Genomic DNA, 25,351 nt, shown 5'->3' on the forward strand with positions numbered 1-25,351 from the left:
CTAAAAAATGGTGACGGTAGAATGTATCAGCGTGGCGAGCTACTCTATCATTATGCTAAAAACGATACTCTATTCACTGTTGGGAATTGCCGGAGCACTGATCGTATCTGTGGTCCTGGTATTCTGTTCGCCTGTACTGTTGCACCACTATGGCAATGCATTGATCGCCGCCAGTGAAACTCGTGTCGAAGCCAACACCCGCTTCACAACCTTGCGCGCACGCGACGTACAGCGCCGCTTGGAGATAGAGTCCGTCAACACACTCGATGATATCCGCCAATGGGCTGAGCGTTCAGGGGTAACCTATGATGAGCGCTCGTCGCTGTTCTTTCGTGGGCTGGACCTGATCGACTACCCGGAGCACTGCACCAACACTTTATTCAGCGAACACCGCTTTGGCCACTTTTACGTGTACAAGTCACGCCAAACCTGCCCCTTGAACGGCACGGAGCACAGCTCATGAACCGCCGCGTGTTGCTGGTACTCTGGGCGTTGCTGATTGTAGCTGGCCTAACGATCTATTGGGTGTACTTCGCAGACAACCTCGACACCACATTGCGCGCCTTGCAAAAAGCCGCCGCTGAACACTATTTATGGGTCACCACAGCTTATGTCATTTTTCTTGCCATTCGTGGCCTCACATTAATGCCCAGTACACCTTTGCTGTTTGCGGGGATATTACTCTTCCCCGACTGGTTGGCTTACGCACTGAATATGGTGGGCATTCTTATCTCCTCCTGGTTGGTCATCATGGCGGTGCAATACACTGGGTTCGGTGCTCGCTTGGACCGCCTGCGCACGCCGCGTGTAGCGCGCATGGAAGAACGGCTGCAGGCGCACGGTGCGCCGATCATCGTGACCTGGAGTTTCTTCCCCTTGGTGCCGACCGACCTCATTGTTTATATCGCCACTTTGTTGCGCTTTTCCAAGCGCACGATTTTAGCCGCTGTTATGGTGGGCGAGGCAACGCTGAACGCCATCTATGTATTCGGCGGCTCCGCGGTGGTACGCAACCTACTCACGTGATTTACCCCTAGGCAACACTGCGTTTCGTTTCTGCTGAGATACAACTGGTCTATACTGCGGGCTTTATTAAGTCTTCTAAAAAAGGTCACGACTATGAAAGCCATGCGCAGTCACGAACACGGTGATGTCGAAGTACTGAAGCTAGAAACCGTTGAACAACCCAACATCAACGACGACCAATTGTTAGTCGCCGTTAAAGCGGCGGGTGTGAACCCTGTGGATACCTACATCCGCGCAGGCATCAACAACTACAGCGCGAACTTCCCGCACACTCCCGGCATGGACGGTGCCGGTGAAATCGCTGCTGTGGGTAAGAACCTGAGTGGTTTTACGGTGGGCGACCGCGTTTATTTCAACCGTAACCTGACCGGTTCGGCGGCTGAATTTACCATCTGTGACCCCAACAACTGCTTTCCATTGGCGGACGCCGTGAGTTTTGAAGAAGGCGCTGGCATTGGCGTGCCTTACACCACCGCCCACCGTGCGTTGTTTGGCCGAGCGCAAGCCAAGGCCGGTGAAAAGGTACTGATTCATGGCGCAACCGGTGCTGTTGGTATTGCCTGTGTGCAATTGGCGAAAGCCGCTGGGCTCACGGTGGTTGCCAGTGCGGGTACCGATGCTGGCGCCAAATTACTCGCTGAGCAAGGCGCTGACGCGGTGATTCGTCATGACGCCGATGGTCATCTGGCGCCCTATTCCAATTTGGATGACGGCTTCAACATCATCATAGAAATGTTGGCCAACGTGAATTTGGACATGGATTTGAAAGCGCTGACCCGCCAAGGCCGTGTGGTGGTGGTGGGGAACCGCGGTACGGTAGAGATCAATCCGCGTGATCTGATGGCGCGTGATGCGCAAGTGATGGGTATGGCGGTGATGAACATGACGCCTGCCGAGCACCAGCAAACCGCCAAGGCTATGTACCCGTTGTTCGCCGCAGGCTTGTTAAAGCCCGTGGTGCGCAAGGTGTATGCGCTGGAAGAACTGCCGCAAGCGCACTTGGATGTACTGAAATCCGGTGCGCTGGGGAATTTGGTGGTTAAGGTCGGCTAAGTCTCGGACAAGGCCTTGGGCTTTCGGGGTATGCCTACAGCGCTCCACGGCAGGCCGGGAGGTACCGAGAAAATGCTTAATCATTTTCTCGCCCTGCGGGCGCCTAGTGGCGGTGTCAATTGCTGTCGCAATTGATCGCGCTTTTAGGCATACACCCTACGCCCAAGGCTCGAACGCACGGCACCCTCTTAAGCTACTACTACCAGCGCAACGGGTAAGCTCCTGTAGCCGAAGACGGCCTGCCGTGGAGCGCCGAAGGTACATACCCGAGAGCCCTCTCCTTAAGGCAATCTCAGCCGAAGCGAAAGCTGGACGCGGTAATCCCACCTCGCCAGTCCTTCTCGTGGTAAACGCATTCGGCGGCCTCATCTTCTGCGGCTCCGACGACCACGAACAAAGGCACCAAATGATCTTCGCGCGCGTGGGCAATGCGCGCCGCTGGAGCTTGTTCCCACTGGTTGAGCCGCGCCGTCCGCTCTGCTGTTGAGCACTGAATCAACGATTTTTGCAACCAAGCATCGAAAGCCTCAGACGGGGCTTTTCCTTCTGGGCCCATCAAGCGCAGATTGTGGTAGCTGAACCCGCTGCCAATGATCAACACGCCTTCGTCCCGCAATGGTGCCAACGCCCGACCAATGGCTAAATGGGTTTCCGGATCGTAGTCGCTGCGCATGGACAGCATCACCACCGGCATGTCGGCGTCCGGGTACATCACGGACAAGGGTACAAAGGTGCCGTGATCATAGCCTTGCTCATCATCCAATGCCGTTGGTTGCCCTGCGGCGTCCAATAGAGTTTTAACACGCCGTGCCAGCTCGGGTGAGCCGGGCGCGGGGTAAACGATGTCATAGGTGTAATCCGGGAAGCCGAAGTAGTCATACACCATGCCCGGCTGTTCAGCCGCGCTGACCCGCAATTGGTTGGCTTCCCAATGCCCGGTAATCACCAAGACGGCTTTGGGGCGTTCAGGCAATTCGTCAGGCAGGGCTTTGAGTTGCGCTTCAAGTACAGCAAAGCTTTCGCGCATGGAGCCGTCCATGTACGACCATGGACCACCGCCGTGGGATAAAAAATAGGTAGGGAATCGAACAGTAGACATGACCAATCTCCATTAATGCAATTGACAGCATTATAGGAGATTGGCCTCCGAACCATAGCGAAGGTCTTTCAACGCTTCGTTCAGTTTATTTGATGGCGCGCCTTGGATAGTTGATAAACCGCAGCAGACTTAGTGTTCTTAAACGGCAGAGGCGATAAGCTGGCTAGGCAAAAAAGCTCGAAAAGAGTCGAGCTTACATTATGTAAGTGAGCGATTTGAGAGCTTTTTTAACAACGCCAGCTTGAGAAAAGGCCGTTTAAGACAGCCAGACCTGTTGGTGGTTCACAAACTCTCGTATCCCATGCGGCCCCAACTCGCGCCCTAAGCCAGAGCGCTTAATGCCACCACTGGGTAAACGCGGGTCGGTTTTCACAATGCCATTCACCGCTACTTGACCGACTTGCAGTTGATGCGCGATGCGCTCACCACGGCTGCGCTCGGTCCAAACACCGGCCGCTAAGCCGTATTTGCTGTCATTGGCTATGCGAATGGCTTCCGTTTCGTCTCTGGCTTTTTGCACCACTGCTACTGGGCCGAAGGTTTCTTCTTGGGCACAGGTCATGTCGTTGGTGACATTGGTCAGCAAGGTCACGGGATAGAAGAAGCCAGGGCCGTCGGGAAGTTCACCACCTAACAGGCAATGCGCCCCTTCCGCCATCGATCGCTTAACCTGGCGATGCAGGTTTTGCCGCAAGTCTTCACGCGCCAGCGGACCCACGTCGGTACTTTCTTCTTTAGGGTCGCCCAGTTTGAGTTTCGCCAGCAATGGCTCAAGCAGCGCGATAAACTCGTCGTGCACGCTGGCTTCCACGATGATGCGCTTGGCGGCAATGCAGGACTGCCCGGCATTGATAATGCGCGATAAAGCCAATGTTTCTGCCGCTTTTTGCAAATTGGCGTCGGCCAGCACGATGGCCGGGTCGGACCCGCCCAGCTCAAGCACCACCGGCTTAATTTCACTGCCCGCAATGGCCGCCACTGCAGCACCCGCGCGTTCAGAGCCGGTGAGTGACACCGCATGAATACGCGGATCACGAATCACGGACTCCACGTCGGCCGTCGCCATTGGCATGTTTTGCATGATGCCCGCTGGCGCTCCTACTTGCTCAAATAAGTCAGCGATGGCTTTGGCACAAGCGGGTACATGTGGGTCGTGTTTCATCACACAGGTATTGCCAGCCATGAGCGCAGGCGCACAAAACCGAAAGGCCAACCAGAATGGTGCGTTCCAAGGCAATATGCCCAATACGGTGCCTAGGGGTAAATGTTGCACGTAAGAATGACTGGCGTCTGAAGGCAGTGTTTCCGCCTTCAGATAAGCTTCTGCGTGCTCGGCATAATGGTCAGCACAGAGTGCGGCCTTCAATACCTCTGCACGCGCTTCTTTAATGGGCTTGCCCATCTCCAGCGTCATTAGGGGGGCGAGTTTATCGACGTCATCGCGCATGCGTTGCGCCACAGCACGCAGTACGTCACCCCGCTCGGAAAACAGCAAGGCCTTCCAGCCCGGAAATGCCCCTTTAGCATCATTTAATACGGCTTCGCGCGCACCGGCACTGAGTTCTGGGCTGGTACCCAGCACTTCACCACTGACCGGACTGATCACAGATACAGACATGATCACTTACCTCCTTTTTGTACCTGTTTGGTGGGCTGAGCATCACCGCTGGCGATATCACTGGCCACCCTCAATTCAGGCCCTTTATGCTCGGCTGCGGTGGTCTTCTTTTCCGTCTTAGCCGCGCGCTTTACGCTGAACTCAGGCTTGACGACAAAGTCTTCATCTAGGGTGAAAAACGATTTGCAGCCATCCGCTGTGACGTACAGGGTGTCGGATATCCCCATGGTTTTATCGCCCTCCACACCCCACATCCAAGGTATGATGTGAAAGGTCATGCCTTCTTCCAACACGGTGGAATCACCCTGCTTCAGGCTGACGATGTAACCCTCGTCCCAACTCGGCGGAAAGGCAATGCCGATGGAATAACCCGAGCGGGTAATCAAACTGCCACCGATGTCGTTCTCTGTAATGATGGCACGGACCAAGTTGTCGGCGTCCGATACGGTCAAGCCGGGCCGCATAATGGTCTTTAACTGCGTCAAGGCCGTCTTCATCTTTTCTTGCGCTTTGTAGAAGGTGTCGGTCATGTCACCGAGAATGACGGTGCGCATCATGGCAGTATGATAACGCCGATAACACCCACCGACTTCCAGAAACACATGCTCGCCGGGCTGCACAATGCGGCCTTCCCAGGTGGCGTGGCCGATCATGGTGCGTGGCCCACTGGTGACATAGGGCATAACGGCAGGCGGTTCACCACCGGCACGGAACATACCGGCGCTGATCGCCGCACCGATATCGTTCTCTGTCGCACCCGCCACCGTGGCTTCAAAGCCCGCTTTCATGCCCGCTTCGGTGGCGCGCGCAGCCTTTTGCATGATGTCGATTTCGACCGCCGACTTGGTGATGCGCCCTTGCTCCACAATACCGAAGCAGTCGAGCAGGCGACCGTCGGTAAAGGTGGTGTGAATCGCATCCTGATGGTAGGCCGGGAAGAAGTAGCTGTTACGCTCATACCCGACGTGTTTGCCGTTCAGGCCAAATTCACGCAGCGACTGCACCAACATTTGAATGGCATCACCGGTATCTGGATACGGGCGTGTCAATTCCACCCACGTCCGGGCATGGACGTTGGACTCTTCCAGCTTACGGGTGATCATGAAGGGTTCGCCTTCCAACGGCACCACTAAGGCCTGAAAGAACGAATACCCGGTGGTTTGGTAGTCCGTCAAATACATCAGGTTTTCGGGGTCGGTGATCACCACCGCATCCAGCAGGCGCTTGGCCATGCGTTCACGCAGGCCGTCGATCCGTCTTTTGTATTCCGCGAACGGAAAGGTCATATCATCGCGTTCGAGCATCAGGCCTCCAAAGCGCTGTGCAGCGCGTCTGTGAACAAAGACAGTCCTTCCAAAAGATCGGCATCGGGAATGGTCAGCGGGGGAATCATTTTGATCACCTTGCCGCCAGTGCCGCAGGCACCGAGCAACAAGCCGCGCTCGAAACATTGCGCGGCGACTTTTTTCGCCAAGGCACCGTCACCCAAATCCAATGCCTGCATCATGCCTTTACCCCGCACCTGAAACGCGCCCTTGCCATAGCGCTCAGCCAGGCCGTCGAGATGCTCTTGCATTTGCGCGCCTTTGCGTTTGACGTCTTTCATCAGGTCGTCGTTGTCGAAATACGACAGGCCCACTTTGCCGGCAACGAACGACAGCCCTTGCCCACGGAACGTTCCCGTGTGCTCGCCGGGCGACCAATGTTTGTCGTGCTCGGGCTTCACCAAATTCATTGCTAGCGGCGTACCAAAACCACCGATGCCTTTGGCGAGCGTGACGATGTCCGGATCGAGGCCCATGCCGTCGAAGCTGAAATATTGCCCGGTGCGACCGCAACCGGCTTGAATGTCATCGAGAATCAACAGAGCGCCCAGGTCGTGTGCCAAAGTTTGGATAGCCAACAACCATTCTTTGCTGGCGACATTAACCCCGCCTTCGGCCTGAATAGGCTCAACCAAGAATGCCGCAGGTGGTTCCAGACCACTGGATGAATCGGCGTACAAAGCACGCAGACGGTCGACCGCCGCAATGCCACAGCCTTGGGTACAGCCTTGGCAGAGTTTCTCACAACCGAAAGGCTCATGACGCACGTATTCCAGCGGCACGCCCGCGGCGTTACGGAAATAGCTGTTAGTGGTGGCTGCCAAGGCACCCAACGTCATGCCGTGAAAGCCATGCGTGAAGGCGACAACGGTGCGACGTCCGGTGACTTTGCGCGCCAGCTTCAGCGCGGTTTCTACCGCATTGGTGCCGGTGGGGCCCATGAACTGCATTTTATGGTTCATCCCGCGCGGTTGCAGCACTGTTTTATGGAAGGCTTCGAGGAAGTCGCGCTTCGCCGTGGTGTAAGTGTCCAAACTGTGGGCAACACCGTCCGCTTCGATGAATTCGATAATCGCCTTCTTCATCAACGGGTTGTTGTGACCAAAATTCAGCACGCCCGCCCCCGCAAAGAAGTCGATGTAGCTTTTTCCCGCCTCATCGACTTGTCGGGCGTTCGACGCTGACTTAAACACCGTGGGGTACAAACGGCAGTAGCCACGAATTTCTGATTCCAACTGTTCAAAGACTTTCATTGAAGTCCCTCCTCGACATTGACAGGTGGTGAACCACCCTTATGACGGCTCAACGCAGCGACAATGCGGCGCGGCCGAATTATTGACGACTGACACAACATCAGTCGGTTTGGCGATACTGAAACACAGAGTGATCAGTTCGATCCGCTGGGCAGGGGAGCACCCACCAAGCGAGAGTAAAGGCGTGTCACCTGTGCGATGAGCGCGTCATTGAAGTCGTATTCCGGGCTATGGCACGGGCGCTGATGCTCATGCAGGCCATCATCGGCACCGATCAGAGCAAAGGCCCCGGGAATTTCCTGCAAGTAGTAACTGAAGTCTTCCGACGCCATGATCGGAATGGGCGTTGTTTGACTGAGCCCGTGTTCACCCAGTTCCTCCTGCACCGCGCTACGAAAGCGCTCAGCTTGCGTCGGATGATTGACCGTTGCGCCGTAGCGCGGGTACACCGTTACGTTGCACGTCAAGTCATAGGCCGCGGCAGTGGCCGTGGCAATGTCCTGTATCTGTTGTTCTAGGCGTTCGCGAGTATGTGTTTGCGCAATGCGAAAGCTTCCGCCAATACGCGCTGCATCAGGAATGACAGTGGCAGCACTGGGGGCTTCGATGGAGGTCACACTGAGCACTGTGGCGTCCTGCGGCGGCAAACGACGCGCCACAATTTGCTGCAAGGCGACGACAATGGCAGCAGCGCCCAACACCGGGTCACGGCACACCTCTGGCTGGCTGGCATGCCCCCCCTGCCCCTGTACTTCTATTTCGAAAGTGCCATTACCCGCCATCACCGTGCCGTCAGGGCACACGGCTTGTCCGAGTGGAATGGCCGGCCAATTGTGCCAGCCATAGATTTCATCGACACCTGCCAAGGCACCGTCTTCGATCATGCGCTTGGCACCATGCCCACCTTCCTCGGCGGGCTGAAACACCAAGGTAACAGGGCCGGACAGTTGGTCTTCATGGGCTTTCAGCCATTGTGCCGTAGCCATTAGAGTAGCAGCATGACCATCGTGACCACAGGCGTGCATACAGCCAGCAGACTGCGACGACCAGGCTTTACCGGTGCGTTCTTGGATGGGTAAGGCATCAATGTCGGCGCGCAACGCAATATGCCGACCGGGCTTGTCACGCGCCAGCCAGCCAAGGGTACCGGTATCAGCGCAGACGCGCCATTCGATACCCAAACGTGTAAGTTCATCGCGAATTCTGGTTGCGGTCTCCCGCTCCTGCCAGCTGAGCTCCGGGTTCTGATGCAAGGTATGACGAAACGTTACTGCATCACTGATGAGCTGATCCCACTGTACTGTCACTAAGGCCTTCCCCCTTGTGCTGCAGATTGCCTGCAACTTGATCTCCGAGATGCCGCTAATCGGCAAAAACGCAAAAACCAGCGGCCCACATAGAGTGGCTGCTGTTGACTGATTGGTTAGGTGTATCGGTACAACATTCGATTTTTATCACTTACTTAAACGTAGCAGAGGAATCAAGGGCTTGCTGAATTTATGTCCAGACTTACGGGGCCTTTACCGAAGTAAAAAGCGTCATCTTGACGAAACAGGCCGAACACCGCTGTCATAAATACTTCATCGCAGCGTCATATTCTGCGTTCGGCGGTGTGTTAGGTTAGGCAAAAAGAGGAGGGTGTCGGTGAAAGTCGTTGCCAGTTACAGCATTAAAGGCGGCGTGGGTAAGACCACTACAGCAGTAAATTTAGCGTGGCTGGCGCATCGTGCGGGCATCAGCACCTTGCTCCTTGATCTGGATCCACAAGGCGCGAGTTCTTTCTATCTTCGCCACGACAACAAGGGTTCCTTACAATCCAAACAGTGGCTGACTGGCAAGACCGACTTACAACGTCACGTTCTCTCGACCGATTATGAATGGCTTGATCTAGTGGCCGCCCACGACTCCTTTCGCGACCTAGACATCGAACTCGCTGCGCTCGACAGCAACCTGCTGCGACAGCTGATTCGCTCGCTCAAGAAGAAATATCAACTCATCGTCGTAGACTGCCCGCCTACGGTGAATCACTTATCGGCGCAAATTTTTCGAGCCGCACACCGTATCCTAGTGCCCGTCCAACCAACAACGTTGTCCGAACGCACGTTTGCCCAACTCAACGCTCGACTGACGGAACTGGGTGTTAAAGACAGCAAGCTCCTGCCGTTCTTCAGCATGGTCGAAGCCCGCAAGCGACTGCATCGAGAGGTCATGCATGCCTTCAGTGCCCAATACCCTGCAACGCTGCAAGCCCAAATTCCCTTCAGCGCGGAAATTGAGCGTATGGGTTTAGAGCGCGCACCCTTGGGTACATTCGGCGGCAAGCGTGCACCTGCCCGGGCCTATGAAGCACTTTGGCGCTTGGTCTTAACAGAAGCCCGTATTCCTGTTATATAAAGTTTTTCTTACATTATGCTGAAGCGCGCTAAATGATTGAAAACAGCTGTGTTTTTACGTGCTACCAGCAAGTTCTACTGACCCGCATTCTCTTGCGCGGGCCTTTTTCCTCCGCTATTCTCTTTCTAGCTCGGCCTAATCATCGCTGATCGAGGGGCGCCCTTAGGTGCCGCTAACGCGCAGAACGCACGGGATCTTGTGCGATCAGACCAATTGCGATCATAGAATGGAGTTGCCAGAAAACATGCTATTTGCCGTCCTTTCAGGCTTTTTTCTTGCCGCCTTGGCGCCTTCTATTAAAGGCATTGCCAAAGACCGCATAGGTTGGGTACTCGCCCTTTTACCGGCCGGCTTAACACTCTACTTTGCGAGTTACATACCCGCCGTCAGCAGCGGCACAGTGATTTTCCAAGAGTGGGCCTGGTTTCCCGGCATCGACCTTAACCTGAGCTTTATGCTCGACGGTCTTTCGTTGATGTTTGCGTTGCTCATCAGCTTCATTGGCACCTTCATTCTTATTTATGCTGGCAGCTACCTGCACGGTCACAAAGACCTCGGCCGCTTCTACGTTATCATGCTGTCATTTATGGCTTCCATGCTGGGCGTAGTGCTGTCCGATAACCTCATCAGCCTGTTCGTTTTCTGGGAATTGACCAGCATTACCTCGTATATGCTGATTGGTTTTAACCACGAAGACGCGACGGCACGAAAGTCTGCGCTGCAGGGTCTGTTCGTTACCGTCGGCGGTGGTCTTGCACTGATGGCCGGGCTCATCATGATGGGCACACTGGCGGGGACGTATCAAATTTCCGAGGTGCTGAACAATGGAGATGCATTGCTGACCAGCACGCTGACGGTCGGCATGATTCTGTGTATTCTGGGCGGTACCTTCACAAAGTCAGCACAGTTCCCTCTCCACTTTTGGTTACCTAATGCCATGGCTGCACCCACACCGGTGTCGGCGTATCTGCATTCTGCCACCATGGTCAAGGCCGGCATTTACTTGATGGCGCGACTCAATCCGGCGTTGGGAGAGCATATTCTCTGGACTACTATGCTGTGCTTATTTGGCGGCATGACCATGTTTGTGGGTGCTTACCTCGCGTATGGCGCTACCGGCATCAAGAAAGTACTGGCCTACTCCACCGTAATGGCACTGGGTACCCTAACCATGCTAATCGGCATTGGTACTCGCTACGCGATGATTGCTTTTGCCGCGTTCTTACTCGGCCACTCGTTGTATAAAGGCGCACTGTTTATGATCGCCGGTATTCTGGATCACGAAACGGGCACCAAGGATCTTACCAAGATGGGTGGTTTAAGGCAGAAGATGCCCGTCACCGCCATTGTAGCGGCGCTCGCCGCTCTGTCGTTAGCAGGCTTGCCGCCGCTGTTTGGCTTTGTTGGTAAAGAGCTGATGTTTGAGGCTGTGCTGTCGGCTGAACTCTATGGTGTGCTGTTGCTCGGCCTGGCGGTAGTATCCGCGATGATGGTGACGGCCATTGCACTGGTTATCGCCATCAAACCGTTTTATGGACCGCTGCAAGAAACACCAAAACAACCACATGAAGCGCCTCCAGGTATGCTGGCAGGTCCGATTGCCTTAACCTCGGTATCTCTACTGTTTGGTTTACTGCCCTTCGTAGCCAGTGATTTGCTGGTGATGGCGGCTGTGCAGTCAGTGAGCCCTGAACCCATTACCTATACCTTGGCACTGTGGCATGGTTTCAATCTGCCTCTGGCGCTGTCCGCGCTCAGTTTGCTGGGTGGCATTGGTCTATTCGTACTGTGGCAACGCAACCGTGAGGGCGTGATGCGCCTCAACGAAAAGTTGTCGAGTGTTGGGCCGGAAGTTGGATACTTTAAGTTTATGGATGCCATCACCGGTTTCTCAGCTTGGCAAACGCGCGTCTTGCAAAACGGTAAAATGGGCAACTACATGATTGTCCTCGTTATGACGACGGTCTTCCTCGTGGGCTATACCCTATTAAGTCAACATACTTGGCGCTTCCCGGCACTTGGCCGCGGCATCAATTTCTACGAGTGGGCCATTGCGCTGTTAATGGTAATGGCGGTGTCCTTTGCCGTGCTGACGCGCAGTCGCCTAGCCGCCGTAGCCTGTATGGGTGTTTTGGGCTTTACCGTTGCCCTGATTTTCATTCTGTTCAGCGCGCCCGACTTGGGTATTACACAGGTATTGGTGGAAACCCTGACCGTTATATTGTTGGTATTAGTGCTCTTTAAACTGCCCGGCTTCGCGCGCTACTCCACCCGTTTCGAAGTCTGGCGTGACGGCATTGTCGCCGTATCCATGGGCGTGTTGATGACCTTAGTGGTATTGGCAGCCATCGACATCCAGTATTTCGAGCCGATTTCCAGCTACTTTGTGCAAGCCAGTTACCCGGAAGCCAAAGGGCGAAACATAGTGAATGTGATCTTGGTGGATTTCCGCGCACTCGACACCATGGGTGAAGTTTTCGTACTCGCCATAGCGGCTCTGGGTGTTTACTCCATGCTGAAGCTGCGCGCAGAGGATAAGGCATGACCGACAAAAAGCCCCAGACCATAAAGTCCAATACGGTCGTACTGCACACTGCGGCCACTTTCCTTTTACCGCTGCAGTTTCTATTCTCGGTATTTCTCCTGCTGCGTGGTCACGATGAGCCAGGTGGTGGCTTCATAGCCGGTTTGGTGGCGTCTGGCGCCATCGTACTATACCTGTTTGCCAACGGTGTTTCTGCGACGCGAAAGCTGATGCGCATTAAACCGCAGGATCTATTGGGACTGGGCTTGGTGATGTGTTTGGCTTCCACACTGCCCGGCTTTTTCGTCAATGGCGAATTTATGACTGCTCTTTGGTGGGAGTTCATGCTGGGTGAATCGGAAGTAAAACTGTCAACCGTTCTAATCTTTGACATCGGTGTCTACCTTGGCGTTGTGGGGACTATTCTCACCATCGTCGTATCACTCACAGAGGCTGAAGAATAATGACAGACTCTAGAGCTAGGAGAGGTGCGCAATGGAAGTCTTAATGGCTTTTGTAATCGGCTTACTCTTCGCGTCGGCAGTGTACATGATGCTGCGACGCTCTATCGTTAAGCTGGTTATTGGCTTAATGATACTGAGTAACGCCGCTAATTTACTGATATTCACCGTCGCCGGGCTCACGCGCGGTGCGCCGCCGCTGATCATGCAAGGCACACAAATGCCTGACGGCCCCATCGCAGACCCTTTACCGCAGGCCTTAGTGCTGACGGCAATTGTAATCGCCTTGGGAGTGTTAGCTTTTGCTGTTGTACTCATTCACCGTGCCTTTGAAGTTGTGGGCAATGATGACCTTGACCAGATGAAGGATACTGACACTTGAATCCGGAAGTCGCATTACCTATTCTGATTCCGCTTCTCAGCGGTGCCTTCTCGATCTTATTCGGACGCTCCATTCGTATCCAGCGATGGATTTCCGTGGTGGGTAGTTTTGCGTTGCTGCTGAGCACCCTGTGGCTATTCCACTCAACCCGCGAGGCTGGTTTTGTGGTAATGCAACTCGGGGGTTGGGCTGCGCCCTTTGGCATCACCTTGGTGGCCGATTTATTGAGCGCGACGATGGCTGTGATCACGGGTGTGATTGCCCTCGTTTTGGCGGTGTATTCGTTGCCGAGCATTCCCAGAGGGCATGAGAAATTTGGCTACTACCCTCTATTCCATTTGTTGCTAGCAGGGGTTGCTGGCTCATTTTTGACCGGCGATATTTTCAACCTTTTCGTCTGGTTTGAGGTCATGTTGTTGGCATCGTTCGCCTTGATGACTCTGGGGGGTGAGCGCGCCCAGATGGAAGGTTCAATTAAGTACGTCACATTAAACCTGTTCTCATCGGCCCTGTTTCTGTCGGCGATAGGCTTACTGTACGGCACTGTCGGCACCCTCAATATGGCCGACATTGCGTGGAAACTCAGCCAAGTGGAACATTCCGGCATGGTGAATGTGTTGGCAATGCTGTTCTTGGTGTCCTTCGGCATCAAGGCTGCAGCGTTTCCGCTGTTTTTCTGGCTGCCAGCCTCTTACCACACCCCACAGTTGGCGGTCACTGCTTTATTTGCTGGCCTGCTGACTAAGGTCGGCGCCTATGCCATCTATCGAATTTTCACTCTCATCTTCATCGGCGATACCGATTACACCCACACAATATTGGTTTGGGTAGCGGTGCTCACCATGATTACGGGCGTATTGGGTGCCGCCGCACAGTTTGAGTTTCGCCGTATTCTGTCGTTTCACATTGTCAGTCAGATTGGGTATATCCTGCTCGGCGTTGCGCTTTATACGCCACTGGCTATCTTGGCGGGTATTTACTACACGGTGCATAACATCGTCGCCAAGACGAATCTGTTCCTTATCAGCGGTATCACCTATCGGCTACTGGGCAGCTACGATCTGAAAAAGCTGGGTGGTGTTTACAAAGAGCGACCTGGCCTGTCCATTCTCTTTTTGATTTCCGCCTTAGGCTTAGCGGGCTTGCCGCCGCTGTCGGGTTTCTTCGCCAAGTTTTTATTGGTCAAGTCAGGTATCGAGATCAGTGCCTGGGGCGCTACTGTCGCTGCTCTGGCCGTGGGCTTTATGACGCTCTACTCCATGATGAAGATTTGGGCCGAAGTTTTTTGGAAAGCCGCGCCGGAAGGTGTCGATACAGCTCGCCTGGAAGGCAAGGTAGAAGATAAGCAGCTGTGGATAATGCTCTTACCGGTTGTAGCCCTGGCCGCTATGACCGTATTGTTGGGTGTTTTCGCGCAGCCCGCATTCGAGTTGGCAGGCGATGCCGCAGAGCAACTTCTGAATCCTCACTTGTATATTGAAGCCGTACTAGGAGAACGTCCATGATTGGGTTTTTCTGGAATGTCATGTTGGCACTGGCGTGGGTTACGCTGTCGGGCAACTTTAATGGCATCAACTTGCTGTTTGGCTTCACGCTGGCCTACGCTGGCTTGGCGCTTATGCAAAACCAGCTGCCCATTCTAAAGGGCTACGCACAGCGGATTCCTCGCACCATAATGTTTTTCTTCTTTTTCGCCAAGGAACTCATCATGGCGAACTTTAAGGTGGCATTTGATGTGCTGACACCTCCTTTGTACATGCAACCTGGGGTGATCGCGATGCCTTTAGAGGCAAAAACGGATTTGGAGATTGCGATGGTCGCCAACTTTATTTCACTGACGCCCGGCACCCTGAGCTTGGACGTATCGAATGATCGCCGCGTACTCTTCATCCACGCCATGTTCTTGCAGGACGAAAAAGCATTGCGCGAAGAATTACATGACTTAGAACGGCGCATTCTAGAGATAATGCGTTGAGGAGAACTCTGTGATCAACCCCATCATTATCAACATCTGCTACCTGATGCTTACCCTCGGCCTTCTACTGGCGTTTCTGCGCCTCACCAAAGGGCCTTCCTTGCCGGATCGAGTGGTTGCACTGGAATTGATTGCTACCATAGTGGTAGCCATCATCGGTGTGCATGCGATTGATACCGGCGTATCCAGCTTTCTCGATATCGCCATCGTTATGGCTTTAACCGCCTTTCTAGCGGCTATAGGTTTTGCTCGCTTCTTGGAGCGCGGAGGTCCACGTGATGATTGAATGGTTGATAAGCGGTCTGGTCCTACTCGGATCAGCCTTAATGTTGCTCGCGGCCATTGGTGCGCTGCGCCTGCCTGACCTTCCAACACGGATGCACGCAACCACCAAGTCCGGCGCTCTGGGTACCAGTGTTGTAATGATTGGCGTCGCTTTCTATTTTGCTGATGCGCCGATAACATTCCGCGCCATGGCAATTATCGGGTTTATTATGCTCACGGCACCGGTTGCAGCCCATGTTATCGGGCGCGCTGCGTACTTTGTTGGTGTCCCTCTATGGGATCGTACAGTGAAGGACATATTGAAAGAAAGTTATGACCCGAAAACGCATTACCTGCGCAGCGGGTTCGAGGACATCGACAAACAACAGGAAGAACGGCAAAAGCAGGATACTGACAAACAGTAGGTTTTGCCCTTGGGGTCTTCAGGCGAAGACCCTTTTCTATCTAAGGCGCTGTGCTACCCTCCTCACCATAACGACTTTTCATCCCCAAGCGTAACATGCGGTATAGCAGCGGCCGCGGCGTGTAGCGAATAAGCCAACTGAGAAACCGGTAATGTAAGCCCGGAGAGCAAATGACTCTCTGACGGCCTAGGTCACGTAATGATCGATCAACTACCCATGCGGCAGGAAACGCCTTTGCTGGGCCTCGACGATGGTAAAAAGTGTCCGGATCAATCCCCATACGACTGTGAAAATCCGTAATCACAAAGCCTGGACAAAGCGCTTGAAATGAGATGTTAGTACCATGGTAAGTTAAGGCCATGGTTTCAGTGAATAAGCGCACAAACCCCTTGGTCGGCCCATACAGCGGACTACCCGGTGTTGGCATCCAAGAGGCCAACGAAGCCACATTGATCAAAAAACCCTGTGTACGTTCCAAAGCTGGCAAAACAGCTTGTGTCAGCATCACCGTTGCGTCGATATGCACCCGCATCTGCGCGCGATGCTGTTGCGGCGTCATCAAATGAAAAATACCATCATCAGCGTACCCTGCATTGTTGATCAAACCCGCCAGTTGACCGTCAGCCCCAGCACGTTGCACTAAGTTGTCGAGCTGCGCCTCATCTGCTAAATCGACAAACTCACACTCAACATCGACACCGTGGTCACGCCTTAACTCGTCAGCAAAGGCTTCCAATACGCTCATGCGTCGCCCAGTCAACCAGAGCGCACAGCCTCGCGAGGCAAGCGCTCGCGCATAAGCCGCACCAATACCACTGGTTGCACCAGTAATCAGAACCTTTGAGCCTGCTACGATGGTCATCTACTTATACCTTATGAATGACTAGGCAACCTTAACATAAGTATCAAACGACTGGAAAAGCCAAACCATGCAAAGGAGTTATCTGCTGCACTGATGATAATTTTATCGATCCTGTGAAACCTTTCCTTTTATGCTGCGTACGCTCTGCTATAGTCATGGTATTAAGGCATCCGGACCAATGCCTACCTAACAATAAAAATAACAATGGGTACTTTTGTGAAGAACCTGACCCACTATCAGGTGTTACTGCATAGAATGCTGCACCAAAAACTACAATGGCTGGACTACTACGGTGATGAACATCGTATAGAGGCGTCTGAAGCTTGCCGCGAGTTTGCGGAGTTGGTCGTGCACAATCGAGAGCACACGCCGGCAGAGTTCTTAATCCAACTGCACGACGAGAGCTTACGCCTCGCCAATGATGCAGGTATCCGCACCGTTCGCCGAGACACGCTAGGCACGCTGTTCAGCCGCGCCAGAGATATTTATGTTGCGCTCTACCACAGCGATCCTATTCGCACCTTACCGTCTGATCACCCTCGCTTTCCTTGGGAATGCTACGCCGAACCGCCACAGGACCCGGCAGCCATCGACATAGACGCACTGACAGCACCCTTAGCTCCCCCCATTCATCATGAACAAGCACAGCTTGCCCATACCCTAAGCACGCCCCAATTTGTCCTGCCCAGCCTGCTTACTTTGACTTTACTGCTGCTGATGGTGATCTTCATCACACTTTGAACCAATATGAGCAGTCCAATTAGCTCGTATTTCTGTAACTAGAGTACGCCTTTTCTAATTCACGGAGATTTTTTCCTTTGCGCCTTCAAGCCCCTACCCTTGCGACCGACATAGTCACCCAAGATATTTTCGGCAAACCCTTTAAATTGTCCGATTTACGCGGCAAACGCGTCATGTTGTCGTTCTTTCGCGAAGCCGCTTGTCCTTTCTGCAACTTTCGTATTTATGAAATGACGCACCAGTATAAAAGCTGGCAGAAAGCGGGTCTGGAAGTGGTAACTGTGTTCACTTCACCCGCCGAAGATGTCCGTAAGCATGTTGCACGCCATCCTCGGCCCTTCCATATGCTGAGCGACCCTGATCTAACTCTGTATGAAGAGTACGGCGTAGAGCATTCTGCCAGCGCCATGCTACGTGCATTTCTGTTCAACCTGCCGGAAATATTTCGTGGGTTACGCACTGGCGGCTATTTCAGCCTTAAAAATAATCCACACAAGAAAATTGTACCGGCTGATTTCTTACTGAACGAGAAGGGTGAGATTGTGGCAACTTGGTATGGCCGTGATACCAGCGACCATATACCATTAAAGGCCATACAGGCATTTATTAGCGGAACCTCTGTCGAAGCCGCATTGAGCGTCTAACAGCCCTGCAGGAACATCATCACAACGCATAGGTAACTCTATTTTTTACTATGACACCGACTCAACACCCTAACACCAGTGCACTGCTGATCGTGGAGTTCCGGCTACGCTTAGATGGAAGCCAGACGACAACAGAGCGCACCCAACGCTTAGCCCCTCTATTGCGGCATTGGGGAAAATTACCTCACATTGCCATTAACGAAACGTCCGCAGGGCTTGATACCGAGCGTGCACACTGTACTATCGTGATCCTAAACAATGATGCGGGTGCCGCCAGAAAAAACGCTGACGACATCCTCGCCTGGAGCGAACGCAACCTGAATGCGTGGATCGAGGATTTTCAGATTTCTACTCAATAACACGGCACAAACAGGCACCATGGACTTCAAGACACTCGAGAAACAACCTTTGCACACCGAAGTCCCGTTGGACGAACTGTTGGCAAAGGTCAAATGGAATGAGGCTGGGCTCATCCCTGCTATTGCTCAGCAAGCTGACACCGGCGAAGTATTAATGTTAGCCTGGATGAACGAGCAATCCTTGCTTGAGACGCTAGACACCTTGCAGGTTTGTTACTGGAGTCGTTCTCGGCAAGCGTATTGGCGCAAGGGTGAAAGTTCCGGCCATCGCCAGCGTCTGCGCGCGGCCTTTCTTGACTGTGATGGCGACGCAATACTATTAAAAGTCGAACAGTCTGGCCCAGCCTGCCACACTAATCGGCCCGGCTGTTTTTACATCGCCCTATCTGACCATGCCGGTAAGATCGTCACAGAGCCTCAACAGTAGATCTAGACTGGCCAACTATCCGTATTTTTAACCACACTTTATCTGGAGATTATACTGGATGCGCTGGCCAACCTGCGTGAGCATCGCCTTCTGCCTTTTACTGGGTGCCGCCTCTAATGCCACTGCTTGGCAAATTGACGAGGTAAGGTTATTGGTGGCCGAGCAATACGAAGCTGTAGACGACAACATGCTACGCTATCGTTATCAAACACTGGCAACCATTGTACGGCCAGGTAAGGAGACGGTAGAGCAGGTAACCGACTTCGACCCCAATCGTGAGCCAGGCACTAAAGAGCAATTGATCCTAGTGGATGGTGGAGAACCTGATGCCGACTCTTTGCGTGAGTTCAGACGTCGGCCTCAGCCCGACGAACGAGAAGAGCAACGCATTCGCTTAACTATTCAATATGACACTCTGGAGCTGATTGAGGAGCAGGAGCACCAACTGGTGTTTCGTTTCCAGCCAGGGTTACAGGTAAACGGACGGGAGGACAGCGACGGCGATAAATTCACCGGGCGGTTAGTCTTTAATCGGCGAAATAGCCATATTGAACGCGTCGAGATGAATGCCACCGAGGAGTTCAGCAAACTGTTGTTTCGTATTCGTCAGTTCGACGTGCTGGAAAAGTTTTATTGGTTAGATGGTCGGCTGTTGCGACAAACGTATTATCACGACATGGATTTGCGCAATGCACTGATCAATGCGTCTAACGAAATCACAATGACCTTCGAGTATCCGGATTTACAGCTCGCGAAGCACTGATGAAAACAAGGCGCAATGCCCGCAATGCCCGACTCGGGGCATTGCGCGCTACACACTAAGTATTAGTGATCTGCGTTATCTCCTTCGTGCACATGGCCGTGCTGAAGTTCTTCTGCTGTGGCATCACGTACCACTTCTACAGAACCAGAGAAAGACAGTGATTTACCGGCCAGAGGATGGTTACCATCCACTACAACGACGTCTTCTTCAACGGCCGTCACCTCTACCTGGACAGGACCACCGTCGGTCTGCGCGTTAAACACCATGCCAACTTCAATTTTCTCTACACCTTGGAAAGCTGCGATCGGCACACGCTGAACCAATGCATCATTGTGGTCGCCATAGGCGTCCGCTGGGGCAATTTCTGCAGCAAAGGTATCGCCTTCTTTCAGGCCAGCCAGCGCATTTTCCAACCCAGGAATGATGTTGCTATGGCCATGCAGATACCACAAAGGACCGCGACCCTCAGAGGAATCCACTTGTGTACCGGTTTCGTCTTTGACCGAGTACTGAATGGCCACGGCTTTGTCTTGTGCAATCATGAAATGATCCTATTTTGGATATGGATTTCCGCCAAAAATGGCTATTGATTGCCCATTCTACCATATCGAATAAGAGGGATAAAATGACGCGCCACTTTAGACATCCGTGAGCGGGTTGTCGGCATAAGGATAATCATCGGACTCTAGGCTCTCTTGATAGCTCTCAACGCGGTCGGCCGCAATGTCCGTGCGATAGAACTGCGCGATATGGAACACAGCATCGCCCTCATTTACCAACGGCAACTTGAGCTGTCCTATCACGATACCACTAAAAGGCGACCAGATTTCTTCCTCTGACTCGCCGAACGGGTCTGACACAACACCCAGTAGCGTTTGATCTCTGGTGACCCGTGCCCCCTCTTTAACGAATGCCCGGAAGATTCCGCTCTGTGGCGCTCTCACCCACGCGCTGGAGCGTGCCATCATAGGTTCTGGCGGTGCTGCTTTACGCGATGCTGGCAGCATACCCAGCGACCGCATCACACGAATAATACCTTCCACTCCGCCACGAATAGACAACTCGTCGAAGCGCAAGGCCTCACCGGCTTCATACAACAGAATGGGGATTTTTTGCTGATTAGCGGCTTCACGCAAAGAGCCATCGCGCAGTGCTGAGTTAAGAATTACTGGGGCCCCGAACGCCTTGGCCAATTCCAGCGTTTCAGGGTCATCCAGATTGGCGCGAATTTGCGGCAGGTTATAGCGATTGATTGCGCCGGTATGCAGATCAATGCCGTGCGTTGATTGGCTCACAATTTCGTTCATAAAGAGGCGCGCTAAACGCCCCGCCAGAGACCCCTTGTGTGATCCTGGAAAACTGCGATTAAGGTCACGTCGGTCTGGCAAATAACGACTGTGGTTAATAAAGCCGTGTAAATTCACTACGGGTACAGCCAACAAGGTTCCTTTAAGGCGCCTCAAAGCAGGCACTTTCAATAGGCGGCGAATGATCTCAACGCCATTGATTTCGTCACCGTGAATAGCGGCACTGATGAACAAAATTGGCCCATTCTGGCGCCCACACAACACTTGTATCGGCAGTGTAATAGGGGTGTGGGTATAGAGTTTACCGCCTTCAACTTCTATCGTTTTACGCTCGCCGGGGCGAACCTCTACCCCGCCGACAGTGATGCTTTGATTTCGTCCGTGGCGTGCCGGTACTGCTTGTGACATCTAGCCGCTACCCTTAGTCTGCGTGCGGTTCGGCTTCGCATTCTTCTCGATGAAGTCAATTATAAGGTCGGCCACGTCTTTGCCAGAGGCTTTTTCAATGCCCTCTAGCCCGGGCGACGAGTTTACTTCCATGACGACCGAACCATGATTGGAGCGCAATAGATCGACACCACAGACGTTCAACCCCATTACCTTAGCCGCACGAATCGCCGTCGCGCGCTCTTCTGGTGTAATACGACACAGCGCAGCCGTACCGCCGCGGTGCAGATTAGAGCGGAACTCGCCTTCTTTCGCTTGCCGTTTCATCGCTGCGACGACTTTACCACCCACCACAAAAGCACGAATATCCGCACCCTTGGCTTCTTTGATAAATTCTTGCACCAAAATGTGCTGTTTCAGCCCCATAAAAGCTTGAATAACACTTTCTGCAGCTTGGTTAGTCTCAGCCAACACCACACCCACACCCTGGGTGCCTTCCAACAACTTGATGACCGCAGGAGCGCCGCCGACAATACTCAATAAATCTTCGATATCATCAGGGGAGTGCGCAAAGCTGGTGACCGGCAAGCCAATCCCACGGCGCGACAACAGCTGCAAACTGCGCAGCTTGTCACGTGAACGTGATATCGCGACCGATTCATTCAGCGGGTAGACGCTCATCATTTCGAACTGCCGTAATACGGCGGTACCGTAGAAGGTAATGGATGCCCCGATGCGCGGAATAACCGCATCAAAACCATCCAGTTTCTCACCCTTGTAATGAATCTCCGGGTTGTGCGACGTGATATTCATATAGCAACGTAACGCATCGATCACGCGTACCTCGTGCCCTCGTTTCTCAGCTGCTTCAACCAAGCGACGTGTGGAGTAAAGTTTAGCGTTACGCGATAGAATACCGATCTTCATTCAGAAGCTCCCAATGTGGCGGTCGTCGTGGATTGTGGTTCTATTACTTGCAGATAGGATGATTCAGAATCGACATAAAAGCGTCCACGTAACGCCTCACGGCCTAAGAGCATACGAAACATCATGGTATCCCGACTGGTCAGCGAAAGTTCTATAGCGTAACGCGCTGCACCGACGACGACGTCGGTTTTTATAAAATAACGTTCTGTGGTGTTGCCTCCGGAGTCGGTCACTTCACGACGGTCAATAACCGGAGCTTCGCACCAGATCTCTGTCTCCACATCATGCTGATGCGGGTGCACGCCAAATCGAACCCATTCTTGGCCGCCGCGCATGAATGGCTCAACAGAAAATGCATGCAATGCTGACGTTCTTGCGCCCGTATCTACCTTGCATTTTAAGGCCTCAACGCCAAGGTCCGGCAGACTGACCCACTCCCTCCAGCCTACCATCATGCGTTCGTATTCCTGTTTCATTGGTTTATCAACCATCTATCTGCTTTTCCTGAAAACTTTTCGATATTCATTAGCACTAACTACCCTATCAATATACGGCGCTCAGAGTCCAAGAATGACACAACCAATGGGCGTATTCTAAGAACCACAGGGAACAGTATGGATGAGGAGTAACCGGTTAACAAAGATTCGGCCCAAAACGACCGACAATAAAAGCGGAGTAGAGCAGATACCCTGCACTAAGACAATTAATTTCTTTAACGCTGAAAAGAGCCGGGCAGCACCCTGCCCGGCTTAACCATCAGTGGTTGGCTGAGGGGTGCCGCAACAGCCACCGATACAATCGGTGACTCCGTGATGCGGCACTTTGTACATAATCAGAAAACAAGGCACCACTATCAAGACCAGTACCGACCCATAAGCCAGACCAAACGCCAGCGACGTCGCCATGCTGCGCACTAACTGGGCCTGTACAGAACTTTCAAACAGGATGGGTACCAGACCGGCTACCGTGGTCATGGTCGTCAAGACGACGGGCCGGAACCGCTGGCAACAGGCTTCGACGATGGCTTCGTGGCGGTCATAGCCTTCCACCAGCATCTCACGATATCGAACAATCAGTACGATAGAGCCATTGATCACGATTCCCGCCAGACCAAACAACCCAAAAATGGATAAGAAAGTGAGGTCAAGACCCATGATCCAATGGCCTGCTATTGCACCCGTCATGCCCAATGGTATAGACAGCATGACCGCAATCGGCCAACTGTAAGATTGGAACATCCAAGCGAGAATCAAGTAAATTAATGCCGCCGCAACCCAGCCAGCGAACACCAAATTATCCAACAAATCAGCAGCATCTTGACCCGTCTCATAACGTGCCGACAACCCATATTGGGCCAGTATGTTCGGCATGATATTGGCCTGAATATCGGCCTGCAGAGTTTGCGCACTGATATCATCACTGATGGGATCGGCTGTTACCGTTACTGATTGCTGGCCGTTAACCTGATAGATCGCACTCAGCTCTTCACGCTCACGAAACGAGGCCAGTTCGCGTAAAGGTAACTGCTGACCACCCGGCAAACGAATCATCATCCAGTCGACAACGTCTAGCCGTTGACGGGTAGCGCTGTCTAAGCGAAGACGCAAATCAACCTGCTGCCCAAATTGAGTAAAGGACTGTACGACCACCCCGTCCATCGCCATAGCCACCTGACTGGCGAGGTCCTGCTCAGAAACACCCAGCGCGCGCGCCTGAGGAGTCAAAGTCAAAATCAGCTGGCGATTACTGTCTGGCAGGCTGTCATCGATATTGCGCAAGTCACCACGTTGCTCTAACGCCCGCTTCAGCACTTGAGTAGCGGCAACCAGGTTATCTGGGTTGTCGCCGACCAAGCGCAAATTAAGCTGGCTGGATGACGCACCGCCACCGCTTTCGCTGTTGATGCGCAGACGCTCCAACGTTTGTGGACGGGCGACATCCGCTTCCCAATAGGCCAAAAATTCGCTATTGGAGAACGCACGGTCATCACGTAAAGGCAGCCTCGCCATGAAAAACACGTAGCGTGCATCGAGGTCATACTCGTAATACAAGTCTTGCACCACTGGCGCGCCGTGTTCGACACTGAAGTGTTCATCTGTTGCTTCAAGGCTGCGTTTCATCTCCCCCACAAAGGCCTCGATAGCCTCAGGGCTGGTGCCTTCAATAAAACGAGCATCGGCCTGCACCCGATCATCCTCAACCTCTAGGTCCATCGAGAAGGGCACCACGCCACCCCAACCAAACCCAGTGACAGGATAAACAACGCCATTGCTGCGCACACGGTAAACAACCTATGACGCAGCATTTTGCTGACAAAGGGGCGATACCATTCGTCGCGCACTCGTATGACAAAGCGATCGATTTTCTTGCGCCATTTGCTCGGTTGGCGATCACTGCGCCGGGCGAAGCTATGGTGCAAGTGACCCGGCAGTATCAAGAAACACTCGATCAATGAGGCAACGATGACCGCAATGATGACCACAGGAATCGGCCGCAACAACTCACCAAACATGCAGGCAAAAAGAGCAGTGGTGAGAACGCAGCAATGGTGGTCAACGATGATGCCAGTATGGGCGGGAACATATGGGTCGCAACGCCCGCCGCATCATGATGATCTGAGCCCTGCTCAATGAGCGACTGAGTTTCTTCTCCGACCACAATGGCATCGTCGACGATGATACCCAGTGCCATCAAAAGAGCGAAGATAGAAAAAAAGTTCAAACTGCCGCCGGTGAAATACAACAACGCCATGGTGCCCATGATCGCCACTGGTATGCCCATGGCCGTCCAGAAGGCCACACGAATATTCAGAAATACAAACAGCGTCAGCAAAACGAAGATCAAGCCGAAAATACCGTTACTGACGAGCAAGTTGATATTGTCGATGACGAACTCTGAAGTATCGTAGAACACATGCACGCCAATGCTGTCCGGCAGCGTTGAGGCTACTTCGGCGTACCAGGTACGATAAATCTCCGCAGTCTCCAACGAGTCCATGCGCGATGATCGAGATAGTTGCAGCATCACCGCTGGTTGGTCTTCGAAATACATGCGCAGAGAGGGATTCTGACTGCCGTCGCGGACGTCTGCAACGTCACCTAAGACTCGATTAGTACTGACCGGCAAACGGGACAG

The 25,351-nt window shown here is 53.2% G+C and carries 29 protein-coding genes; 17 read left to right on the top strand and 12 right to left on the bottom strand.

All coding sequences use genetic code 11. From position 1 onward, the window contains the following. Positions 1-7: 7 nt before the first annotated feature. From NFC81_RS11555 to NFC81_RS11565, 3 genes are all read left to right on the top strand, one after another. A complete protein-coding gene (locus tag NFC81_RS11555) occupies positions 8-463 on the top strand; it encodes a hypothetical protein (protein ID WP_304994637.1) in 456 nt (151 codons plus the stop codon). Next, the gene (locus NFC81_RS11560) at positions 460-1,026 is read left to right on the top strand and encodes a VTT domain-containing protein (protein ID WP_304994638.1); all 567 of its coding nucleotides are present in this window, start codon (positions 460-462) and stop codon (positions 1,024-1,026) included. Before NFC81_RS11555 ends, NFC81_RS11560 begins: the two co-directional genes overlap by 4 nt. 93 nt (positions 1,027-1,119) lie before the next feature. Further along, entirely contained in the window at positions 1,120-2,079 is a 960-nt protein-coding gene (locus NFC81_RS11565; RefSeq protein WP_304994639.1) for an NADPH:quinone reductase, read from the top strand. A gap of 292 nt (positions 2,080-2,371) precedes the next feature. Here the strand turns inward: NFC81_RS11565 and NFC81_RS11570 are convergent, their stop codons facing one another. The 5 genes from NFC81_RS11570 to doeB2 all read right to left on the bottom strand — a co-directional run bounded on the left by NFC81_RS11570 (position 2,372) and on the right by doeB2 (position 8,681). Beyond that, a complete protein-coding gene (locus NFC81_RS11570) occupies positions 2,372-3,178 on the bottom strand; it encodes a class III extradiol ring-cleavage dioxygenase (protein WP_304994640.1) in 807 nt (268 codons plus the stop codon). 256 nt (positions 3,179-3,434) lie between these two features. Beyond that, positions 3,435-4,796, bottom strand: coding sequence for an NAD-dependent succinate-semialdehyde dehydrogenase (locus tag NFC81_RS11575; RefSeq protein WP_304994641.1), 1,362 nt, complete (start codon positions 4,794-4,796; stop codon positions 3,435-3,437). Between the two features lie 2 nt (positions 4,797-4,798). Then, positions 4,799-6,100 (bottom strand): ectoine hydrolase, encoded by a 1,302-nt coding sequence (gene doeA, locus NFC81_RS11580; RefSeq protein ID WP_304994642.1) that lies wholly within the window; start codon positions 6,098-6,100, stop codon positions 4,799-4,801. Next, positions 6,100-7,374: an aspartate aminotransferase family protein gene (locus NFC81_RS11585; RefSeq protein ID WP_304994643.1), complete on the bottom strand. Its 1,275-nt coding sequence runs from the start codon at positions 7,372-7,374 to the stop codon at positions 6,100-6,102. Before NFC81_RS11585 ends, doeA begins: the two co-directional genes overlap by 1 nt. Positions 7,375-7,508: 134 nt before the next feature. Continuing rightward, positions 7,509-8,681 carry a N(2)-acetyl-L-2,4-diaminobutanoate deacetylase DoeB2 gene (gene doeB2, locus NFC81_RS11590; RefSeq protein ID WP_304994644.1) on the bottom strand — a complete coding sequence of 391 codons (1,173 nt, stop codon included), beginning with the start codon at positions 8,679-8,681 and terminating at the stop codon, positions 7,509-7,511. 337 nt (positions 8,682-9,018) lie between these two features. Between doeB2 and NFC81_RS11595 the strand changes: the two genes are divergently transcribed. The 8 genes from NFC81_RS11595 to mnhG all read left to right on the top strand — a co-directional run bounded on the left by NFC81_RS11595 (position 9,019) and on the right by mnhG (position 15,799). Continuing rightward, a complete protein-coding gene (locus NFC81_RS11595; RefSeq protein ID WP_304994645.1) occupies positions 9,019-9,768 on the top strand; it encodes a ParA family protein in 750 nt (249 codons plus the stop codon). 244 nt (positions 9,769-10,012) lie between these two features. Further along, positions 10,013-12,313, top strand: a complete 2,301-nt coding sequence (locus NFC81_RS11600; protein WP_304994646.1) for a putative monovalent cation/H+ antiporter subunit A — start codon at positions 10,013-10,015, stop codon at positions 12,311-12,313. Then, a complete protein-coding gene (locus NFC81_RS11605) occupies positions 12,310-12,756 on the top strand; it encodes a Na+/H+ antiporter subunit B (protein ID WP_304994647.1) in 447 nt (148 codons plus the stop codon). Before NFC81_RS11600 ends, NFC81_RS11605 begins: the two co-directional genes overlap by 4 nt. Positions 12,757-12,787: 31 nt before the next feature. After that, positions 12,788-13,135 carry a Na+/H+ antiporter subunit C gene (locus NFC81_RS11610; protein WP_304994648.1) on the top strand — a complete coding sequence of 116 codons (348 nt, stop codon included), beginning with the start codon at positions 12,788-12,790 and terminating at the stop codon, positions 13,133-13,135. Beyond that, entirely contained in the window at positions 13,132-14,640 is a 1,509-nt protein-coding gene (locus tag NFC81_RS11615; RefSeq protein ID WP_304994649.1) for a Na+/H+ antiporter subunit D, read from the top strand. The genes NFC81_RS11610 and NFC81_RS11615 overlap by 4 nt, the downstream gene beginning before the upstream one ends. Continuing rightward, positions 14,637-15,110 (top strand): Na+/H+ antiporter subunit E, encoded by a 474-nt coding sequence (locus NFC81_RS11620; RefSeq protein ID WP_304994650.1) that lies wholly within the window; start codon positions 14,637-14,639, stop codon positions 15,108-15,110. The genes NFC81_RS11615 and NFC81_RS11620 overlap by 4 nt, the downstream gene beginning before the upstream one ends. A gap of 46 nt (positions 15,111-15,156) precedes the next feature. Beyond that, a complete protein-coding gene (locus NFC81_RS11625) occupies positions 15,157-15,396 on the top strand; it encodes a monovalent cation/H+ antiporter complex subunit F (protein ID WP_304996977.1) in 240 nt (79 codons plus the stop codon). Then, positions 15,389-15,799: a monovalent cation/H(+) antiporter subunit G gene (gene mnhG / locus NFC81_RS11630; RefSeq protein ID WP_304994651.1), complete on the top strand. Its 411-nt coding sequence runs from the start codon at positions 15,389-15,391 to the stop codon at positions 15,797-15,799. The genes NFC81_RS11625 and mnhG overlap by 8 nt, the downstream gene beginning before the upstream one ends. A 40-nt stretch (positions 15,800-15,839) precedes the next feature. Here the strand turns inward: mnhG and NFC81_RS11635 are convergent, their stop codons facing one another. Next, a complete protein-coding gene (locus NFC81_RS11635; RefSeq protein WP_304994652.1) occupies positions 15,840-16,661 on the bottom strand; it encodes an SDR family NAD(P)-dependent oxidoreductase in 822 nt (273 codons plus the stop codon). A gap of 216 nt (positions 16,662-16,877) precedes the next feature. Between NFC81_RS11635 and NFC81_RS11640 the strand changes: the two genes are divergently transcribed. From NFC81_RS11640 to NFC81_RS11660, 5 genes are all read left to right on the top strand, one after another. Continuing rightward, complete coding sequence (locus tag NFC81_RS11640) at positions 16,878-17,402, top strand: hypothetical protein (protein ID WP_304994653.1); 525 nt, start codon at positions 16,878-16,880, stop codon at positions 17,400-17,402. Between the two features lie 77 nt (positions 17,403-17,479). Beyond that, entirely contained in the window at positions 17,480-18,046 is a 567-nt protein-coding gene (locus tag NFC81_RS11645; RefSeq protein ID WP_304994654.1) for a redoxin domain-containing protein, read from the top strand. Positions 18,047-18,096: 50 nt separating this feature from the next. Beyond that, positions 18,097-18,405, top strand: coding sequence for a hypothetical protein (locus NFC81_RS11650; protein WP_304994655.1), 309 nt, complete (start codon positions 18,097-18,099; stop codon positions 18,403-18,405). 19 nt (positions 18,406-18,424) lie between these two features. Beyond that, complete coding sequence (gene hisI / locus NFC81_RS11655; RefSeq protein WP_304994656.1) at positions 18,425-18,832, top strand: phosphoribosyl-AMP cyclohydrolase; 408 nt, start codon at positions 18,425-18,427, stop codon at positions 18,830-18,832. Between the two features lie 58 nt (positions 18,833-18,890). Next, positions 18,891-19,595: a hypothetical protein gene (locus tag NFC81_RS11660; protein WP_304994657.1), complete on the top strand. Its 705-nt coding sequence runs from the start codon at positions 18,891-18,893 to the stop codon at positions 19,593-19,595. 62 nt (positions 19,596-19,657) lie between these two features. Here NFC81_RS11660 and NFC81_RS11665 read toward each other — a convergent pair whose 3' ends face one another. The 5 genes from NFC81_RS11665 to NFC81_RS11685 all read right to left on the bottom strand — a co-directional run bounded on the left by NFC81_RS11665 (position 19,658) and on the right by NFC81_RS11685 (position 24,495). Then, positions 19,658-20,137, bottom strand: coding sequence for a peptidylprolyl isomerase (locus NFC81_RS11665; RefSeq protein ID WP_304994658.1), 480 nt, complete (start codon positions 20,135-20,137; stop codon positions 19,658-19,660). A gap of 96 nt (positions 20,138-20,233) precedes the next feature. Further along, positions 20,234-21,310 (bottom strand): succinylglutamate desuccinylase/aspartoacylase family protein, encoded by a 1,077-nt coding sequence (locus NFC81_RS11670; protein ID WP_304994659.1) that lies wholly within the window; start codon positions 21,308-21,310, stop codon positions 20,234-20,236. After that, complete coding sequence (rimK, locus tag NFC81_RS11675) at positions 21,311-22,216, bottom strand: 30S ribosomal protein S6--L-glutamate ligase (protein WP_304994660.1); 906 nt, start codon at positions 22,214-22,216, stop codon at positions 21,311-21,313. Further along, on the bottom strand, positions 22,213-22,707 hold the full coding sequence (locus tag NFC81_RS11680) for an ATP-dependent zinc protease (RefSeq protein ID WP_304994661.1): 495 nt from the start codon (positions 22,705-22,707) through the stop codon (positions 22,213-22,215). Before NFC81_RS11680 ends, rimK begins: the two co-directional genes overlap by 4 nt. Before the next feature lie 258 nt (positions 22,708-22,965). Then, complete coding sequence (locus NFC81_RS11685) at positions 22,966-24,495, bottom strand: efflux RND transporter permease subunit (protein WP_304994662.1); 1,530 nt, start codon at positions 24,493-24,495, stop codon at positions 22,966-22,968. Between the two features lie 14 nt (positions 24,496-24,509). Here NFC81_RS11685 and NFC81_RS11690 point away from each other — a divergent pair, with 14 nt between their 5' ends. Then, a complete protein-coding gene (locus NFC81_RS11690) occupies positions 24,510-24,671 on the top strand; it encodes a hypothetical protein (RefSeq protein ID WP_304994663.1) in 162 nt (53 codons plus the stop codon). Here NFC81_RS11690 and NFC81_RS11695 read toward each other — a convergent pair. Then, positions 24,665-25,342, bottom strand: coding sequence for an efflux RND transporter permease subunit (locus tag NFC81_RS11695; RefSeq protein WP_304994664.1), 678 nt, complete (start codon positions 25,340-25,342; stop codon positions 24,665-24,667). The two genes, NFC81_RS11690 and NFC81_RS11695, sit on opposite strands and share 7 nt — an antisense overlap. Between the last annotated feature and the right edge of the window lie 9 nt (positions 25,343-25,351).

Origin of the sequence: Salinispirillum sp. LH 10-3-1, assembly GCF_030643825.1 — a bacterium.
Classification (GTDB): Bacteria; Pseudomonadota; Gammaproteobacteria; order Pseudomonadales; family Natronospirillaceae; genus Salinispirillum.